General features: G+C 48.7%; 24 protein-coding genes and 1 pseudogene. 4 read left to right on the top strand and 21 right to left on the bottom strand.

Going from position 1 to position 17,516, the window contains the following annotated elements:
- The 3 genes and pseudogenes from JNC77_RS00005 to JNC77_RS00015 all read right to left on the bottom strand — a co-directional run.
- Positions 1-264 (bottom strand): annotated as a pseudogene (locus JNC77_RS00005) (hypothetical protein); the annotation flags it as partial.
- Between the two features lie 287 nt (positions 265-551).
- Positions 552-845, bottom strand: a complete 294-nt coding sequence (locus tag JNC77_RS00010; protein ID WP_374828682.1) for a hypothetical protein — start codon at positions 843-845, stop codon at positions 552-554.
- 19 nt (positions 846-864) lie between these two features.
- Positions 865-1,020, bottom strand: coding sequence for a hypothetical protein (locus tag JNC77_RS00015; protein WP_374828683.1), 156 nt, complete (start codon positions 1,018-1,020; stop codon positions 865-867).
- Between the two features lie 193 nt (positions 1,021-1,213).
- On the opposite strand from JNC77_RS00015, the gene JNC77_RS00020 reads away from it, so the two are divergent.
- Positions 1,214-1,942 carry a potassium channel family protein gene (locus JNC77_RS00020; protein WP_374828684.1) on the top strand — a complete coding sequence of 243 codons (729 nt, stop codon included), beginning with the start codon at positions 1,214-1,216 and terminating at the stop codon, positions 1,940-1,942.
- A gap of 105 nt (positions 1,943-2,047) precedes the next feature.
- Here the strand turns inward: JNC77_RS00020 and JNC77_RS00025 are convergent, their stop codons facing one another.
- The 18 genes from JNC77_RS00025 to JNC77_RS00110 form a co-directional block, all read right to left on the bottom strand.
- A complete protein-coding gene (locus JNC77_RS00025; RefSeq protein ID WP_374828685.1) occupies positions 2,048-2,656 on the bottom strand; it encodes a hypothetical protein in 609 nt (202 codons plus the stop codon).
- 3 nt (positions 2,657-2,659) lie between these two features.
- Positions 2,660-4,522 (bottom strand): hypothetical protein, encoded by a 1,863-nt coding sequence (locus tag JNC77_RS00030; RefSeq protein ID WP_374828686.1) that lies wholly within the window; start codon positions 4,520-4,522, stop codon positions 2,660-2,662.
- Entirely contained in the window at positions 4,519-4,710 is a 192-nt protein-coding gene (locus JNC77_RS00035; protein WP_374828687.1) for a phage tail assembly chaperone, read from the bottom strand. Before JNC77_RS00035 ends, JNC77_RS00030 begins: the two co-directional genes overlap by 4 nt.
- Before the next feature lie 17 nt (positions 4,711-4,727).
- Positions 4,728-5,147 carry a hypothetical protein gene (locus JNC77_RS00040; protein ID WP_374828688.1) on the bottom strand — a complete coding sequence of 140 codons (420 nt, stop codon included), beginning with the start codon at positions 5,145-5,147 and terminating at the stop codon, positions 4,728-4,730.
- Positions 5,148-5,567, bottom strand: a complete 420-nt coding sequence (locus JNC77_RS00045) for a phage tail tube protein (protein ID WP_374828689.1) — start codon at positions 5,565-5,567, stop codon at positions 5,148-5,150.
- Positions 5,568-5,597: 30 nt separating this feature from the next.
- Complete coding sequence (locus JNC77_RS00050; protein WP_374828690.1) at positions 5,598-6,059, bottom strand: hypothetical protein; 462 nt, start codon at positions 6,057-6,059, stop codon at positions 5,598-5,600.
- 10 nt (positions 6,060-6,069) lie between these two features.
- Positions 6,070-6,423, bottom strand: coding sequence for a hypothetical protein (locus JNC77_RS00055; RefSeq protein ID WP_374828691.1), 354 nt, complete (start codon positions 6,421-6,423; stop codon positions 6,070-6,072).
- A complete protein-coding gene (locus tag JNC77_RS00060; protein WP_374828692.1) occupies positions 6,420-6,803 on the bottom strand; it encodes a hypothetical protein in 384 nt (127 codons plus the stop codon). The genes JNC77_RS00055 and JNC77_RS00060 overlap by 4 nt, the downstream gene beginning before the upstream one ends.
- Positions 6,804-6,827: 24 nt before the next feature.
- Positions 6,828-7,862, bottom strand: coding sequence for a major capsid protein (locus JNC77_RS00065; RefSeq protein WP_374828693.1), 1,035 nt, complete (start codon positions 7,860-7,862; stop codon positions 6,828-6,830).
- Positions 7,863-7,919: 57 nt separating this feature from the next.
- Positions 7,920-8,270, bottom strand: coding sequence for a head decoration protein (locus JNC77_RS00070; protein WP_374828694.1), 351 nt, complete (start codon positions 8,268-8,270; stop codon positions 7,920-7,922).
- A 30-nt stretch (positions 8,271-8,300) separates the two neighbouring features.
- Positions 8,301-8,810: a hypothetical protein gene (locus tag JNC77_RS00075; RefSeq protein ID WP_374828695.1), complete on the bottom strand. Its 510-nt coding sequence runs from the start codon at positions 8,808-8,810 to the stop codon at positions 8,301-8,303.
- Between the two features lie 49 nt (positions 8,811-8,859).
- Positions 8,860-9,753 (bottom strand): S49 family peptidase, encoded by an 894-nt coding sequence (locus JNC77_RS00080; RefSeq protein ID WP_374828696.1) that lies wholly within the window; start codon positions 9,751-9,753, stop codon positions 8,860-8,862.
- Positions 9,750-11,381 carry a phage portal protein gene (locus tag JNC77_RS00085; RefSeq protein ID WP_374828697.1) on the bottom strand — a complete coding sequence of 544 codons (1,632 nt, stop codon included), beginning with the start codon at positions 11,379-11,381 and terminating at the stop codon, positions 9,750-9,752. The genes JNC77_RS00080 and JNC77_RS00085 overlap by 4 nt, the downstream gene beginning before the upstream one ends.
- On the bottom strand, positions 11,378-11,599 hold the full coding sequence (locus tag JNC77_RS00090) for a phage head-tail joining protein (RefSeq protein WP_374828698.1): 222 nt from the start codon (positions 11,597-11,599) through the stop codon (positions 11,378-11,380). The genes JNC77_RS00085 and JNC77_RS00090 overlap by 4 nt, the downstream gene beginning before the upstream one ends.
- Positions 11,600-11,796: 197 nt before the next feature.
- Positions 11,797-12,348 carry a hypothetical protein gene (locus JNC77_RS00095; protein WP_374828699.1) on the bottom strand — a complete coding sequence of 184 codons (552 nt, stop codon included), beginning with the start codon at positions 12,346-12,348 and terminating at the stop codon, positions 11,797-11,799.
- A 104-nt stretch (positions 12,349-12,452) separates the two neighbouring features.
- Entirely contained in the window at positions 12,453-14,480 is a 2,028-nt protein-coding gene (locus tag JNC77_RS00100; protein WP_374828700.1) for a phage terminase large subunit family protein, read from the bottom strand.
- Positions 14,477-15,118 carry a hypothetical protein gene (locus JNC77_RS00105; RefSeq protein WP_374828701.1) on the bottom strand — a complete coding sequence of 214 codons (642 nt, stop codon included), beginning with the start codon at positions 15,116-15,118 and terminating at the stop codon, positions 14,477-14,479. The genes JNC77_RS00100 and JNC77_RS00105 overlap by 4 nt, the downstream gene beginning before the upstream one ends.
- Positions 15,119-15,303: 185 nt before the next feature.
- Positions 15,304-16,098, bottom strand: a complete 795-nt coding sequence (locus JNC77_RS00110) for a hypothetical protein (RefSeq protein ID WP_374828702.1) — start codon at positions 16,096-16,098, stop codon at positions 15,304-15,306.
- Between the two features lie 110 nt (positions 16,099-16,208).
- Between JNC77_RS00110 and JNC77_RS00115 the strand changes: the two genes are divergently transcribed.
- The 3 genes from JNC77_RS00115 (at position 16,209) to JNC77_RS00125 (ending at position 17,409) form a co-directional block, all read left to right on the top strand.
- A complete protein-coding gene (locus JNC77_RS00115) occupies positions 16,209-16,451 on the top strand; it encodes a hypothetical protein (RefSeq protein ID WP_374828703.1) in 243 nt (80 codons plus the stop codon).
- A gap of 87 nt (positions 16,452-16,538) precedes the next feature.
- On the top strand, positions 16,539-17,015 hold the full coding sequence (locus JNC77_RS00120; RefSeq protein ID WP_374828704.1) for an MgtC/SapB family protein: 477 nt from the start codon (positions 16,539-16,541) through the stop codon (positions 17,013-17,015).
- Between the two features lie 34 nt (positions 17,016-17,049).
- Positions 17,050-17,409, top strand: a complete 360-nt coding sequence (locus tag JNC77_RS00125; RefSeq protein ID WP_374828705.1) for a VOC family protein — start codon at positions 17,050-17,052, stop codon at positions 17,407-17,409.
- The last annotated feature ends 107 nt before the right edge of the window (positions 17,410-17,516 follow it).

Here is a 17,516-nt window from a genome sequence, read left to right on the forward strand (position 1 = left end):
CCTGATCTCTTGCACGGAAAGATTGGCAACCAGCGGGATATCGTCAATCACAACGAGACTGCCAGTTCCATACCAATAACGCGTGACAGGCAAGCCATTATCGGGATTGATGACGGCGGCAGAGACATTACCGACATCGGACCACAAACCTTCTGTCTGCTGGATGCCGGTCAAGCGATTACGGGCAACGATCCATAAGAAGTCACGCGCCTCCAAGGCACGCGCTTCAAGCGCCGCCTGATTGGCGGTTGAAATATGGCGCATATTAGAACCTACGAATTAGGTGATGAATGGGGAATCGTGTTTGCTGGCTGCTCAATAATTGGGAGTGGTAAACACGACAGAATTTGAAATTCGCTATAATGCGATGGAACAAGCCAAATTAATGATGATCCAGAGACTACTTTTAGAGCTCGCAGCAACAAAAGGTGAGAATGGCGACCACTGGATTGAAGAATTTCGGAATGCAGTGATAACGGAAGTTAACGGCACAAAAACCCTTGCAGGAAGTGGCGATCAGAGACCGCGAGAAGTGACGAAAATGGCTATATCTATTGTAGAGGCGACAGCGGACATGGCGAAAGATCGCTTGTCGCAACAGTCAAAATAAGCTCACCTTTACCCCCATTCTTTTCAGCAATAAATTGAACAGGATCAGGGTAATTTTCTAGCTCACTATTAGGAGTTGAGAGCGTACCGCACTCACCATCTCTACCATCAAGTGAGAATGAGCCCTTAATGGTCATTACGACCGAAGGCTTGCCGTCAACATTGAATACAATTTCGTGCAGGCCTTCGTCTTTTCTCGTAATTGACTTAAGATACCATGGCTTTTGATTTTTCATAGCGAACTTCTACCTACTCTCAATTCCCTGAATCACGATGATCGGAATTGGTGTTAATGTTCTTCAGGTGTCGTTGGACACTTGCCGCAGCAGCATCGGAAATAAAAAATAATATTTGTGCATTGGTGCCTTCCTCAATAAAAAGGGTGGCACCGTTTCGTCTTGTTTTAATCATCGTATAAATCCTACCTACTCTCAATCATCGGAAATAAAACAGACCTGCATCCCATGATCAGGTCGACATTGATGTCACGACTTAATATGTCGATTATTATGCGGCATGAACGCCACAACTTTGTAATCAATCAGATATGGCGTTATATCAATTAAAGAATCGATCCGCATAACAGCTGCCATTTAGGTGAAGTATGAAACATCTCAAGCCAGAACATGCTTTAAAGATTAAAGGCATTCTAAATGTATTCGCTGTTATTGCTTCTACGATTTTAATCGTAAGTCTATCGCTGGAGGCATTTGGCGATAATCCATTCATGGGAAAAACGATTTATTCAGAAATACAACTTTTTGTTTGCCTTTATTACATCTTTGATTTTTTCATACTATTATTATTAGCAGATAAAAAACGGCAATTCTTCAGACGCTATTTCTTCATTCTGCTGATTGCTATTCCATATTTATCTTTAATTTCGGATGTTAATCTTTATCTGAGCCAAGAACAAATCTATTTCATACGTCTTATACCGCTCATAAGAGGAGCGGCGGCGCTTGTTTTTATTGTTTTAATTCTTGTACGGCACAACACCACTGCCATACTTATTTCTTATTTAATATTTCTGGCATCAATTATTTATTTTCTTACTCTTATATTTTTTGTCGTTGAAAACAATGTCAATCACAGCGTTCAAACCTTCCCTGACGCACTGTGGTGGGCCGCCATGACAGTCACGACATTAGGCTCAAGCATCCTACCGGTAACTGTTGCCGGCAAATTTATTACCACCGCCATGGCGATGGTGGGATTGACTATTTTACCGATCTTTACGGCGTATATCACCACCATGATCAATGGGATTGCGCAGCGTGAATTTGCAGAAAATCAGGCACTCAAACAATCGGAGACCTCCAAGAAAGACTAAAATAAGCGCCGTGATTGATGTATCAAACCAGACGATAGCAGCTGCAACCCAAGTCTGGCGCCTTAGGATGGTGACAGTACACCATCTAACCGTCGTCATTATTGCTCACCGGCTCTCAATCGCCTGAAATGTTATAGATCCGCGCCCTGTAGCCGGATCGGCAGTGCTTGTTAATGAACCCGGCACCATCACCATCTTGCATGACGGCCGCACCAAAGTGACCGGATCATTCACCTTCGATTCCGGCCATAAATGCGGCCTGATTTCCAACTGGCTACCGGCCACATCGATGACCTGATGCAGATTGCGCGCCCCGATCTGGATATGATCGCCAATGCTGATTTTAAAACCAGAGGGCAATGAGCCTATGCGGATAATCTTTCGGTTCGCATCAATCTCGGCCAGTTTTGCGCCGGCATAACTGCCCATACCGACACCATTTGGATACGCAATTGGATAATTGCGACTGGACGCATACCCCCAGAATGCATTCAAGCCACCATCCAATGTGTTTAATCTGGCGCGCCATTGATCCAGTGCATTGATGCTCAATATTCTGATCTGGAACGTTGCTTTCCACAATGGAGAGCCGAGGTTTTTGATGATCGTAACACCACCTGCTGTGCGGCTCATCTCCTGTCGGTAAAACAGCTCAAATTCGGTTGACCAACCAGGCATGTTTTTCAGGAGATCGTAAGGATATGAAATCGCCATACGTCAAAACTTTACATTGGAGCTTTGTGCCTTACGCATTGTCTCAATGACAGTGGCAGGCATTTCGCGCTGCATTTTATCCAGCCGCTTTTCGACCTGTTCCAGCCCTTTAGCATCGGCATTCGGTGCATTAATGACAGGCGCGAAGTTAAAAACCGTCGCAGATTGATTGTTCTCATGATGCGCCGGCTGAAGAGACGGCAGTGCCGACATACGAAGATCAACCGGAATACTGCGACCATCAGGCAATGGTACTGCTGCTTCAGGCCCCGCCTCGCCAAAGATTGCCGGTCGGTCACTAATACCGCCTTTGGCATAAAGGCCAATGCCGCCAGCCATAGCGATGGATTTTTGACCACCAAAGCCAAGCAACCCGCCAAGAACATTGCCAAGACCGCCACCAGAACCACCAAACATGCTTTGGAAAAAATCAGCATAAGCGCCTTTGCCTGTGATTGCAGATTTCACAATCTCAATGGCCAGCTTTTTAAAGGCATCTGCCGCATTCTCGGTGCCGGCAATCACCTGCCCCAAAGCATCAACCGTATCGCTTTCCAGCTGATTGACACCATCAATGAACTGTTGTTGCCGTTTATTGGCGAGTTCCTGCGCTTTGCTTTGCGCATCAATAGCCGTAATTAAATGCTCAATGCGCGTTTTCTGCTCATCGGTTGCTCCAATGGATAATTTCCGCAGTTCATTAGCAATACGCTGCTCAGAGGCTGTTCTACCAAGCATCTGATATTCATGCTCAAGCGATTGAATAAGCTCATCGGCAGCTTTTTTCTGTTTTTCTGCCTCGGAAATCGCCTCTTTGCGCGATGAGCCGGAACGTCCTTTCGGTTTGTCATCAATGATGATTTCTTTGAGCTTAATCCCCTCGTTGGGCTTATTAAGATTATTCCGTTCTTTAATCAGACCAATCTGTTTTTCGAGCCCTGCTATTTCCTCATCGATGACAGCAATACGGCCATTATCACGGCCACGTAGAATGAAACCACGATAGGAGTCCTCACTCATAATCGTGCGAGAGCGTTTTTTCTCTTCCAGCTGACGCTCAAGTGTCGAAAGACTACGATCTTCGGTCTTGTTAAAAAGGTCTAAGAAGAATTTTAATTCGGTTGCGGCACTGACAATCGCCACTTTCAAGCTTTGGCTGACTGTTGAGACAACAGAATTAAACGCTTCATCCAGTTCTGCCGCGCGTTTGACCAGATCGTCCTCGATGACATAGCCAAGCCTTGTTGCCTCTTCTTTGGCTTTTCGAATGCCGTCTTCACCCATGGCGATCAGATCGACAAAGCGCTCACCAGCCCCGCCACCAAAAAGATTATCCATCACTTTGACTTGTGATGCTTTGGTAAGCTGGCCAACCTTGTCCAAAATCTCGGCGAACAGATCAGCAGGCTTTTTGAGCTTTTCCTGCATCTGGCTTGCACTAATGCCCAATTGCGTAAAAATATCTGCATTGGTGCCTTTGCCACCGGAGGCAAACTCATCAGCATGCATCTTCAACTTCTTCATGGCATCAATCATGGAATTGACATCCACATGATTGCTTTCTGCAACATATTTCAGCTGTTGAAACTCTTTGATCGAAACACCGGCACGTTTGGCCTCCCGCTCAATTGATGCCACATCACTAATGATTTCTTTGGCACCTTGTAAGCTTAAGCCAACCCCCAACCCAGCCAGCGAAGCTTTGAGGAAGTTCATGGAGCGAACCATGCCATCCGAAAGCTTTGAAAAATCGCGCTGTGCCGATTGTGCAGTGTTTTTCGCGTCACTTCGCACACGCTTCATCGCATCGTGGAAGCCACGGCTATTGGCATCAATAAAAGCCATAATATCGGCACGAGCGCTCATTCGGCTTTCTCCCTGATTGATTTGGTTGGCGGATAATGACGTGCCACTTCGCGCGCACGTTCCGGTGTAATCACATCGTCAAAATTGCGCCCTGATCGCCCTTCAATGGCAGCCTGCACTTCCAACCATGTCGAGCGCCAGAACTGCTGTGGCGACCAGCCAAGTTGACCGGTGGCCACACGCTGCATATGGATAATGCGTGTTTTTACACTGAAGGGCTTTCGGCGTTTCCCTGACTGGTTCTTTCAAAGGCTTTTTCCAAATCAGAGATCGGATCAGCATCACCACGCGTTTCACGCCCCTTGGCAATGTGACCAGACAAGGCCGATGTAATGGCTTCACGAAAGGCTGGCTCATCGGCCGCACTTAATTGCTGCAAAGCATTATGCGCCAGTTCACGCGCTGCATCATCACCATCAGGATGCGTGGTGAGTGTACGAATGGCAGCCATTACAGTTTTTGGATGGAAGCCAATGAGACGGCGATAAAGCGTTTGCATATCATCGCAGTCAGCCAGCTGGCATAATTGTGCCAGACGACCAAACTCAACCACCAGAACCAGCTTAACATTACCGATCTGACAAGGCGCTTCACCGCGCACAGGATTAACGAATGGATCCATCATTTACGCCGCCGCGGTAAAGCCGATAGTACCGGATGCCGCCATGCGCCCTTGCGCTTGCAGCTCACCGGTTTTATCGCCTGAAAATGTCATTGAGACCAAAAAATCTGCTTCGAATGTACCAACACCCGGCACAACAATCTGATATGGCGTCACAACCTGATTGACCGCATCGGCCGTCATGGCTTTTTGTGCGCCATTGCCGACAAAGGCACCATCAAGCTGGATGGAAATGCTCTGCATGCCATACATTAATGAGCGCACCAGCTTGCTGCCCGGATTGGCGCAATCCGGCTTGGTGATGTCGATTTCTTCGTTATTGATTTCAATCGAGCGGTTTTCCGTCACGCAAACAGAAACAAAATCATCCTCTGTTTCCATCTTGCGTTTGATCACCAGCTCACGCCCCATATGTTGAGCCATGGCTTTAAACTCCTAAATTGTCGGATAAATTTATGCAGCGCGCGCCGCGTCACCTGCATAGGTGCGATAAGTGACCTCAAAGATCAGGCGGCCGGAACCAAGACTTTGCGCGGTCTGCGGATCAATGAACATTTCAGATGCAGTGAGCAGAATGTCGATTGCCAGATCATCAAGATGCGAAGGCGGCAAAGCCTTTTCAATCAGCACCGCCAATTGATCAAACTCTTTTTGCGGATCACTGCGGCCTTTAAAATGCACGATGACATTAACGTTCAAACGGCGATTATAACGCACCCGTTCCTGACCGCTTTCGTCATCATAAACGAGACCATCCGGTGTCGCGGTTTCACCAGTATGAAGAACGGTAAAATGCGGCTGGCTTTCTTCATCAACGGCACCCGCCCGCATCAGGCTGACAGTGCCAGCGACTGAGGCAACTACATTTTCCAAACGTTTTTGAATGGCTTCCAAGATTTGATAACGCACATGCATGTGTTTCACCTTATTCACTGCCCAGATAAAAACGCTTCATGGAGCGGCCATCATCCACATGCGAGAGGATGATAAACCGGTCACCAATATTGCGCCCATCATCAGAGTTCAAAATTTCAACCTGATCGCCATTGCGTACAGGCTCGCAAGTTACGGCTTGCAGGCTCAGCGTAAAACGCACACCTTCAGCCGATACACCTTCTAACTCCAGCAGGTCAGCTTCACGCACAGCACGTAAAATTCCACGAAGTCTTTTTGATACGGATTCAAGTGGCTCGCCTTTACGGCTCAAACTCACATCGACATTGCCAAGAGAAGAGACAAACGCCTCCCCCATTCCGGCAAAAACCGCGGGCCGTGTCATACTGTGGCCTCGGATAAAGCCTTTTCAGCTTCATCAAGCGCCGTTTCAGCCGCCTCGAACGCCTTCAAAGCTGCATCGCTGTCTTCTGGCTTGGCGTCACTGAGTGCGGCTTCCGCTTCGTCATAGGCTTCACGCGCATCATCCACGGCCTTTTGCAAAGCCTTCAACTTGGCATCAAGCTTTGCTTTTTGTGCTTCCGTTTTGCGATCAGTCTTATCCGCTGCCGGATCCGTTGACACCTTGCCGCCAACAACGCCAAAGATTGCGGCCAAGCGTTTGGCCTCATCTTCCGGCAATGTGACGGGTGTGCCGGGCGGCACATCTTTGCCGCCAACCACCAATGTTGCTCCATAGGCTTGTTTGATCATTTTCGCTGCCATGATTTAATCCTTTCAAGCTGATGATTAGCGAACAAGCGCAAAGAGTGAGGCGTTCGGATCACCAGGCACCAACAATGGCGCACTCTGCGTCATCATCAGTGTGGCGGACGGATCTTCCTGCACCCACATTTTCGGGAAACGGGACAACGGCTTGAGCTGTGCCTGCACATCCTGAATGGCACCATGTGCGGTAAAGCCCTGCAATTGTGTTTTGGAAACCACGCCCACACCAAAGCTTGGCCAGACTTCAATGTCGTTGCCTTCATCATCCTGGAAGAGCTGCGTATATTGCCAGAAGTTGAACTGGCCTATCGAGCCCAGATAAACCGCGACCATATCCTCAGCGCCTGCCGCAATCGGACCGAGTTGCATTTCGCCACCAGCCTGACGGCGATTATCAAGCAGCTGACGAATTTCTTCATCAGTCTGCAAAAGCTCTGCCGCTTCTGCACCCAAGATCACTTCCGTGGCCGTTCCACCGGAACGAAGTGCAACACGTGTTGCCCAATCACGAATGGACTTGCGCACATTAATGCCGCCTTCACCCCAGCGGTCAGCACCGGTCAGAGCCACGGTCAGATCAGCTGCACGGCCATAATCAATGATCTGGGTTTGATAATCCTCACCCTTCACAATGATCTTGCCGGAGCGCAGCGCTTCACTGGCCATGATTTCTTCACGGCGGGTGATTTCATCATCCTGATCATACAATGTGTCGGTGACGGTTTGCAGATAGCGCTCTTCTGCTGTCATTTCACCGCCAATGCGTTCGCCCGGGCGACGGCGCATGCCTTCACCGGCACGAATGGTGTTTTTCGGCTTTACATAGGCGGGTGTAAACATCGTGGTTTGACGGCCACGAATGGCACGTTCACGCCCTGGCACCAGTGGCGAAACGAACGGTGCGACATTGCGACGGCGCTTCAGTTTGTCAAAAGCGATTTCTTCCGTATCCGACTGAAAGCCGTTGGCAAAGAAAGTATCGCGGATCCACGCTGTCGGACGGTCGCGCGCTTCGATAACAGTCACAAGCGCGACTGTGCTAAAAAGATTTTCCATTGTTGTTACCTATGGGAAAAAGAACTGTTAAAGCTTCGGCCTAAGATCAGTGTCTGATCAGGCCAAACGGTGAGTGAAAAGCGGGGCTTGTGATTTGCGCCAAGCTGTTTCCACCGTATCAATGGTGTGACCATCACCCAAAATGAGCTTCGATGCATCAAAGCCGCCCGAGGCGTAAATGCGCGTTGCGATTGCACCCGCGGTGGCATCCACATCAATTGCCAATACACCGGCCGGCGTTTCAGAACCATCTGTGCTTGCCGCTTCAGACAAGACAAAAGCAGTACCGGTATCACCGACAACAGCGCCGCGCTTTAACACCTGACCTTGCGCAATCTTTACGGTTCGCACCGCGACAGGATAATCGCCAACCAGCAGATCACCCGGATTATAATCTTGGGTATTCATTATTCGATCCCTTCGTGAACTTTGCCCGCATTATTTGCGCGAGGCGTTACGGTTCTTGGCAAAACTTACAAGCGCGTCATCTGCCGATCGGGGCTTAGATGCCCCACCACCATTTCCCAAGGCAGGCACCCGCCCTTGCATGCGTGAGGCCAAGTTACCGCCTTGCGGTTGACTCCCGCCGCTTGCCTTCAATGTTGCAATCGCATCTTTCGCGCTCATCGACGTTTTAAACGCGAGATGTGCGGCCAATGAAGGATCGCGGTCAGCATAAGTTGATCCAAGAATTGCCGACATACGGGTCTTTTCCGCACGGCGACCGCGGGCAAAAGCATTCGGCTTGTCTTCATCTTCCGTGACGACATCATCCTCGTCTGCTTCAGGCTTTTCGTCGTCATCGCCTTCAGCATCATTGTCGTGTTCTTCTTCCGTGGCATCATCTTCACGATGCTCTTCTTCCAAGTCTTCTGGCTTTTCTTCCTCAAGACGTGATTTCATAGACCGGCCGCCCACGGCAGCCTGAATAGCGCGTGCTAAAGACATCTGATTTTTCCTGTTTGATTATTGTGGAGTTGTATAAAACTTGAGAGCGTTACGCGCCCGTTGCAGCAATGAAACTCTCAAAAGCATCCCTTGGCGAAGCCACAGCATCGACAAGTCCAAGGGAACGCGCTTTTTCACCGCGATAAGTATCGGCTTCGGTCGCCATGATCTGTTCTAAGCTCAGTCTGCCCTCACGGTAACGGGCAACCTTTTGCGCAAATTCCATGCGCATTTCTTCCAGATCAGAAATAGCCTCTTCATATTCCTGATCAGACATCGCTTCAAATGTACCAGGGCGGGCTTTCTTTTCACCCGCTCTTAAAATGGTAACACCAATGCCCTGTTTTTTTGCCCATTCAGACGCATCAATATGCATCGAAATCACACCAATCGATCCGGCATATCCGGTGGAAGGAATAACAATCTGGCGGCAGGCTGATGCAATCATATAAGCCGCCGAACAAGCGTGATCGGTCAAAATGGCAATGGTTGGTTTTTGGGCAGACAGCGCAAACAAACCATCCGCACAGTCAAAACACCCATCCACTTCACCGCCAAAGCTGTCGATTTCAAATACAACAGCCTTGATATCATCACGACTTATGCAATCAGCAATCTGGATGTTCAAACCTTCATAGGATGTCACACCGGAAGATTTGCCGACCCATGCACCTTTATGGACGAGTGAACCTTCCACTTCGATGACAGCAACATTACCAACCATCTTCGGGCCATTATAGATTTTCTCACCCGTCCAACCATCACGTAACGCTCGCATATCTTCTGTAAGAATGCCCATCTGTGTGCCGCTTTGCACATCCACCTCACGCCCAAGCACCCGTGGTCCGAATGCGCGCGCAATAATATTGGCTTTGCCTTCATTCAGCATCAAAGGTGTATTGAACAAACGGGCGGCAATCTCAGGCATAGCATAGGAAATCATTGTGCGTTTTCTTCCTCATCATCCTGATCTTGTGTTTCAGGCGGGCTGACAAAACGTGACACCACGCCGGCACTGGCATTTTCACCCGACTTGATACCGAGTTTTTCTGCATATTTCTGCTCACGCGCCCGCTGCATCATATCTTCCTTCCAGTCGCGGCCTTGTTCGGCAGACTCGGATTCCTGCGTGGTGATACCAGTGGCCAAACGGATAGCCGTTGCCTTGGCTTCCTTCTCCGGATCCACCCAACCGCGACCGCTGCCAATCCATGCAGCCCTCACCCATCCGGCCGGATTAGCTTCAAAGGAGGTGGCACGAGACGGCAGTTTAATAAGCCTGCGATCAAAGACCTCTTCCAGCCATGCCCGATAAATCGGCTGCATGAAGGAATGTGCAAATGAATGTTTCTCTGAAGAAAGACTGCGCCAGATTTCCAACAATGCCGCACGTGCCGAGGAGTAATTGACCTTGGACCAATCCATAGTGAGCTGCTCATAGGTCAGGCCAATGGCGGCTGCGACATTGCGCAAGCCCGCATTCACAAACACTTCAAAGGCCGCATTAGGATGTTCCGATTTCGTAAAGACCACATCCTCACCCGGATTGAGGAAATTAACCTGCGCCCCGCGCAATCGGATCGGGTCTGTTTTATAGGCAGCATCCTGTGCCATCGACAGTGCACTCAGTGACTTACCGGCACCACTGCCGCCAAGGGAATCCGCCAGCTCGTCCATGTCGAGCGGGGTCTTGATAAATGCCGCCATCACCGCATTAAGTGAGGCTGCCTGCAATTCATAATCATTATAGTCGGAGACTTGCTTGAGCTGCTGAAGCACACTTGCCCAGCGCGATACACCGCGTGTCATACCGGCGCGAACAGCATCAAATGAATGCACCACATGCGGACGGCCATAATCATCTTCGCGCTCAACACGCTCCCAGATGAACATTTCTCTTTGACGCATAAACACATCACCCGGATGCGCCTTGCGGATATTGTAAGCAACCGGTGCACCATATTCATCAAGCTCGACACCATCACGCAATGTGTCAGTGTCAACTTGCCCCAACGGATTGGAAATCCGCGCCGGATCAATAATATGAACGCAAGTGCCATATCCGGTGGCTCCCATCCGATATGGTAATACGGCCAAAGCTTCACCATCAGTAAAGCGATGTCTTGCAGCAAGGCCAAGCAATCCGGAGATCGACTTGGTACGTTCCGCATCAAACCAGTTGCCCGGATCCGTTGCCACATCAGACCACAGCGCTTCGATCTGATCACCGATCTCATCGGCTTCATCTTCGGTCAAATTCAGCGTTCGGGCATTTGGCTTTGAAGACAATCGCCAACCTGTACCAACGACATTATCAACCAGACGGCTGACACCGGCTGAAGCCCAGCCGGAATTGCGCACAGCATCATTGATACGATCAATCGCCGTATCACGTGACAAACCCAAAGCAGACTGGCCGGAATAAGTACCGGGTCGCCATGAAGCCATCGAAGAGTGGTCAAAGCCTGCCGCCGTATAAGCTGCCGCATTCATTGCGGCACGTCTGCGGGCTGCAACCCGCACACGCTCAGGCAACGGCGTGCCGTTTTGATCAAGGATTACTGTGCTCATCCGAACATCACCCGCCTTGAGCGTGTGCGACCACTACTCACACCGAGCTGGCTTTCCAGCTCGCGGATATAGTTGCGCAAACGGCCTTCATCCGAACTGCTATAGGTGATGCTCTCACCCTGATAGCTAAGCTGCACGGTTGAAGCTCCGGTGAGCAATTTATGCAAGGCTTCACGCGCCTGCGTTAACCGCTGCTCTAGCAATGCGCGATTTGTCATGAGATTTTACCTTTTAAAGAAATTTAGAGCGTGCTTTTGGGTGCGGGGCAGCCAAGTCTTGGTCAGGCGTCAGCAGTTTTATTTAGTTTTGAAAATATCTGAAAAAAACGCTATCCGTTTAGCCAATCAGCATGTGATAGTGACGATCCTAAACAGCGCAGCAACATATTGCGTGATTGGATCGCCTTATTTTTCAATCAGATAGAAAATAATTGTCGAGCTATGTAAATTAAAACCAGAGCGATTTGAATCTTGGGGTTCTTAAAGATTACCGCAAGGATACACACACTAATTGTAGTGAATGCATGTACGACAAAAGCTGAACTTACATTGCCTCCCACAGCAATAATTTTGGCTATATCTATCACCCAGGTTGAGGCAAGTAGTGTGAAAAACCAATATCGACGCTGAATGAAAAAATCCTGATAGCCTTGGTATTCCAAAATATCGTCAGGAAATAACAATGCCGACATCAAATACAGCGTAACACCGTAAGTGATGTGAAGCATATAAGTAGAAAAAGTCCAGTCGATATCTACGCCAAGACGAACACCCCACCACCAAAATAGAATGAGCTCAAGCAAAATTGAAAAGGCCCACAGCAAGTGTAGTGCTGATAGTTTATTTCGTTTTGGATGCTGAAGAAATTTAGCCACGCCAGACAAAATGCGAGCTACCGAGATACTTATTATCATCGCAATCAAGATGCGGACATGAGTAAAGATCTCAATAAACTGTTCTGTTTCCATAAAATGGTCTGACCTTCACAGGATTATTAAATTTTAAATCGGCAACCAATTTAAATCAATTTATTGTAACAACTTTATATATTTGAATAGTTTGAACTATCAAGTCAAATGCCGCGCCTTGCCGCACGTTGTTTTGCTCGCGCAATAGCGGCATCAATCATGGATTGATTTGCGGCAATCGGCACTGATGCTTCATTCACCTGCGGCTGATGCATCAGGTCTTCGAGATCCATCTGTGCAGGCTTTGGTTCTTGTGAAAGACGCTCACGCAAAGCGTCCCATTCATCTTCAGTCCAGCGATTAATACCGATGCGAAAAGCTGCGGCTTGCGCTTGGTTCATCATGTCCAGCGCCTCATTGCGAACCCCTGAAGGTAATTCCCATTCATAGAAAGGATGACCGGCACGGTTCTTTCTTTGCACACGGCGCTCAGAGGTGATCTGCTGGAAGAAATCATCGCCCAAGCCGGACGCAAAATCCACATAGCCTGCTTGCTCCGGGTCCTCTTTTTTAAATGAACGATAGAGAGACGCCTTCAAAACACTCGCATTAAAGTTAAAGAAGCGGCGCTGATATTTGAGCGTTCGACCGCGTTTGTCTTTTTCCTTTTTGACCTGTGTCAAATTCGATGCTGTTTCACGGTTATCACCACGAACCATAATCACATCAGAAATAGGATGTTTACGTGCCCATTCCCACACATCTTCCGTGTAAGCATTGCCATCAATAGCGCTGAGATCAGCTCGGCGTTTATTGCCCCAGCAATCCGGCCATTCTCGCCGTATTAGATTGGAAAGAGCCGCTTGCACCTGTTGTTCTGAGATATGACCGGAATGTGCCACGAAGCCCGGCAGGTGACGACCTGCACTCTCATCAATAATTCCGCGATCAATCACAACCCGATAATGCTTTTTACCATGGCCGACCAACTGCCATTCAACCCGATCCCCCTGCACATCAATGCCGATAGTCAGGATCAAAGCGCGTGGCGGAATAACACCCCGCTTAATATCGCCAAGCTCGGCACGGTCACGCAGGATTTCCCAATCAACTGACTCACCATCAACCTCAAAAGGTGCGCCAAGCCAGTCATTATAAAAAACCTGCTCCGCACCGGACTTCTTGGTCTTGTCATCGGGGCCACCTGATTGAACATTCAGATAGGCCCGTGCCAGCGCCTCCCAACTTTCCAGCGGCGAGTAGGCCACCCAAATATGAAACGAGCGGTGATAACGCGCCCGCTCCGGATATTTTGCCACCCATTTCGCACCATTGGCCGGATCAACCATCCATGCCCGATGATGCTCGCGGATTTCGGAGCCGCATTTCGGACAATAGAAACAAGCACGTTCCGGATGATCGGCATCAATGTGATCGCGCATATGCTCCCACTCAAGCGGATGCAAATGCCGGCAATGCGGACAAGGCACATGGTAATATTCTTGGCTTCCCCGTTCAAAATTGCTGCTGATCCGGCAGCCCGGCGCAATCAGCGGTGTTGAGATTTTTAAAATCTTGGCTGCAATAAACGCTTTTGACCGACTTTCTGCCTGACTTTCCGGATCACCGGCCTCGTTATTCTGCCACTTCGACAAATCATCCTGCACTTGTTTGCGCGGTGAGATCATCGACAAGCCTGAAGGCGAATTGGCACCCGCTGCCTGAATAGCACCACGCCCGTCCGCACGTTCTTTATAGTGGATCGAATTGCCACCATCGCGGCTTTTCTCAGGAAAGAGCGCCGCCAGAGATGTCGTTTCCCGCAACAAGGGCATCAGCTTTTGCTTAGACCAACGAGACGCGTTTTCTTCTGTCGGATGCACATAAAGAAAATCGCACGGATCCATATCCATGGTGCCGAGTGTAAAGATATTTGCCAGCACTGTCCCGCCAACCTGCGCCGATTTCGAGATCGTCACCATCCGGCATGGGTCGTCCGGTGTGAGTGATTTTAATATCTCGGAGAAAAACGGAAAGAGAGCCTCGTTATATGGCCCCGGAAACTGCGTGATGCGATCGGAAAAGACGATATTCTGTTTTGCCCATTTTAGATAATCAACCGGCGGTGGCGGCTGCGTTTGTTCAAACAAGACCTCAAGGCCAAGCCTTTGAGCATTGCTCAATCGCGTCATGATGAACCTGCCTCTTCAATAGCCTCCTCACCATCATCAATCAGTAATGGCACAGTTTCCATATCCTGTTTAAATCCTTGTGCTGCGCGTTCACGCACATCGCGAAAACCACGTTTCAGGTGATGCAGAATATCGCGCTGCGGGATTTCAAATTCGCCTGCCAGCATTGTGGCCATGTCTGCCAAGCCACCCTCCATCACACGATAGGCCATTGCCACTGCGCGGGTGATTTCAGCTTTCGCCTCATTTGTCTCTATATAACGACCTTCAGCTAATGCCTCTTCACGCCTTGCCCGCGCAGTTTGCATGCGCGCCTGTTCAAGCTTTTCGAGTGCAATCTGGTCTGAAACCAAATCAGCATGGCTTTGGAATGAAGGCGCTGGCGGCACAGACTTTAATAAATCCGGCTCTTCAGTGGTGCTACCAACCTTGGTGGCTAAACCATTAAGGCCAACGCGCTGCGAGACATCCAGACGATTGTTTAAGTGGCGCTTGGCTTTCTCAACGATAATTCGGGCGCTGCGCCCCGAACCTTCCAGTGCATCACCGCCGATCTGGCCAGATGCAATATATTGCGAGATACGCCCGGGCGAGACGTTGATCAGCTTCGCAAACTCACCCTTCGATAAAGTTGGCAAGACTTGCACCCTGAGTTTAATAAATCGGAATTGTTTAGTGTCGACTTTAGTTCTTTAGTCCCGACTTTAGGCTTTGATTTTAGCCTCAGACTGGGCATGAGCTGCGGTGCGAAATACCCGCAGCTGAGACTGGTCAGGAAGGACCCGAAAAGATTTGAGATTGAATTGCGTTTAATAGCCTTAAACTATTTCATCCGCTTGCCGATTTCCTCAGCAATAAACCTGCCCAATAAACGCTCTGATGTATCTTGGACGATGCGAACAAAGTCTATGCGTTTGGAATACGGCCTGACCTTCACAAAGAGCATGACAGGTTTAATACTGTTATCACGCGGATCCCGCTGCCAAACACCAGGGTAGAGGTGTGAGTTTCGTTCCGGCACAAAGAAACGAGCGAAGCGGTAATTCTTATTCCGTTTCAAAGAGGCATCGGTACGTCTACGGTTATACCCCTCGGTTCTTGGTGCCATTCTCAGGTCAGCAAGGATACGGACTATCAGGGCTACCCGCATGTTTCCGTAATTATCAAGTGGTGTGTCCCGAGCTGGTACGGCATACTCACCCTTCAGCAAGAAGCCATATTTTTGCAGCTGCACTTCGAAAGACTTCAGATTACGCTCACCGCCAAAGAATTGCGGCGTCAGAAAATTGGCCGGTGGCGTTGAGTTCTTCAGCCCCCATGAGCGTCCGGCAATCATGACCAGAGCAGACTGACGATCCTTATTGGCTTTCTCATAAACCACACCGCGCTTGGCGTAAGGTGTGACCCGATCAAGCTGCAAGTCCATTGCCTTTTGCACTTCCTGCCGACTGATAGCCGCCACTCGGTTTAAGCCATTACTGATTGCAGTTGGCAAAACCTGTTGCTCTGCCCTTGTCAGCATCGCTTCAAAGCCACGTATATCAAAGTTTAGATAGGCAGCTTTGTTTGCGCCAAGGTTGTAACTAGCGTTTAAACCAGTCGAAGTGTTAAGCTTCATTTCCTGTGGTCTTTGTAATAAACTGTAACTTGTTGTGTGTTTACAAACAATTTGTATCAGTCAAAGTTTAGTTGCCCCTATTCGATAAAACGATTTAAGGAGTACTGACCATGCCTTTTACTAATGGCCCTGCTAATGGCGTTTTTGTTCCAGAGGATCTAGTCGTAATGCAAAAAGCATACGAGATAACCTGCAACAAACTGAATATATGCCCAAAGACTTATGAGGAGAAAAATCGCATTGCTCGTTTAGTAATGAGAGTGTTTCGCAAAGGCGAGAACAATCCTCACGCAATCGCGCTCCAAACTGTAGCCCTTGAAACAACCTACAATTCATTAATGCTGGCCGCATAGCGTCCAATTAATTATAGAAGTTCTAAAGCGGAACTTTTACGCTGATATTTCGTTGCTTTCTCATTCATAAAAAACGAGAGCACCCAAATGAATGATTTTAACAGCGCTTTAATTGAAACCTTTTTTACTGACAACTTTAATGTCTGGCCTCATATTTTCACACTGGTTGCGGCTTACATACTGGCTCTACCAATCGGCTGGCATCGTGAACGAGAAGAAAGAAGCGCGGGGCTTCGTACCTTTCCATTAGTGGCGGTAGCAAGTTGCGGATTTGTACAAGCTGCTGAAGGAATTACGACTGACAATCCTGAAGCACTTGCACGTATCATTGAAGGCGTAATTACCGGCATGGGCTTTATCGGTGGCGGTGCTATTCTTAGATTAAGCTCATCCGTTAAAGGAACTGCTACAGCGGCTAGTCTTTGGGCAACCGGGGCTATTGGTATTGCTTGTGCATTAGGTGCATTTGACGTTGCCATTATGGTAATGGTTTTTGCCTTTATAACGCTGTTACTTTTTTCAAATGGTAAGGCTGAAAAAAACACAGTAGAAGACGAAGAATAAACCACGCGAGACTTCCTTTTTTACCGGAGCCTTCATGATTACCCCCACACGTATGATAGCCGTATTGCCTTCTAATGATCTCAAAGCATCCATTCAGTTCTATAAATTGCTAGGTTTCAAACCAAAAGATGATGTCGTGTACGATGACTACCAGATGCTTATCGACGGTAAAGGTGCTGAGTTGCATTTAACCAAAGCACCTGATGGTTGGTTGATACCAGGTAAAAGTCCATGCGGCGTATATTTTTACGCAGATAACATTGACGAACTGGCGGCTCAAGTTGGAAAACATGCATTACACCCACCCCGACAAACACCATGGGGAACATATGAATTCGCTGCATCAGACCCAGATGAGAACCTCGTGCGAATTGGCAGAAGTTCAGTTGATTAATGCTAGAGTTGTCTAGACATAGCTTACGCACTGGCCCTGAATCGATCTCTCAAAGTTGAGAGTGTCAGGGCGGGGTCTGTGCGCGGACACCTCAGGCATATAGCCCC

This window comes from Paenochrobactrum pullorum, assembly GCF_041929845.1.
In the GTDB taxonomy this organism is placed as follows: Bacteria; Pseudomonadota; Alphaproteobacteria; order Rhizobiales; family Rhizobiaceae; genus Paenochrobactrum; species Paenochrobactrum pullorum.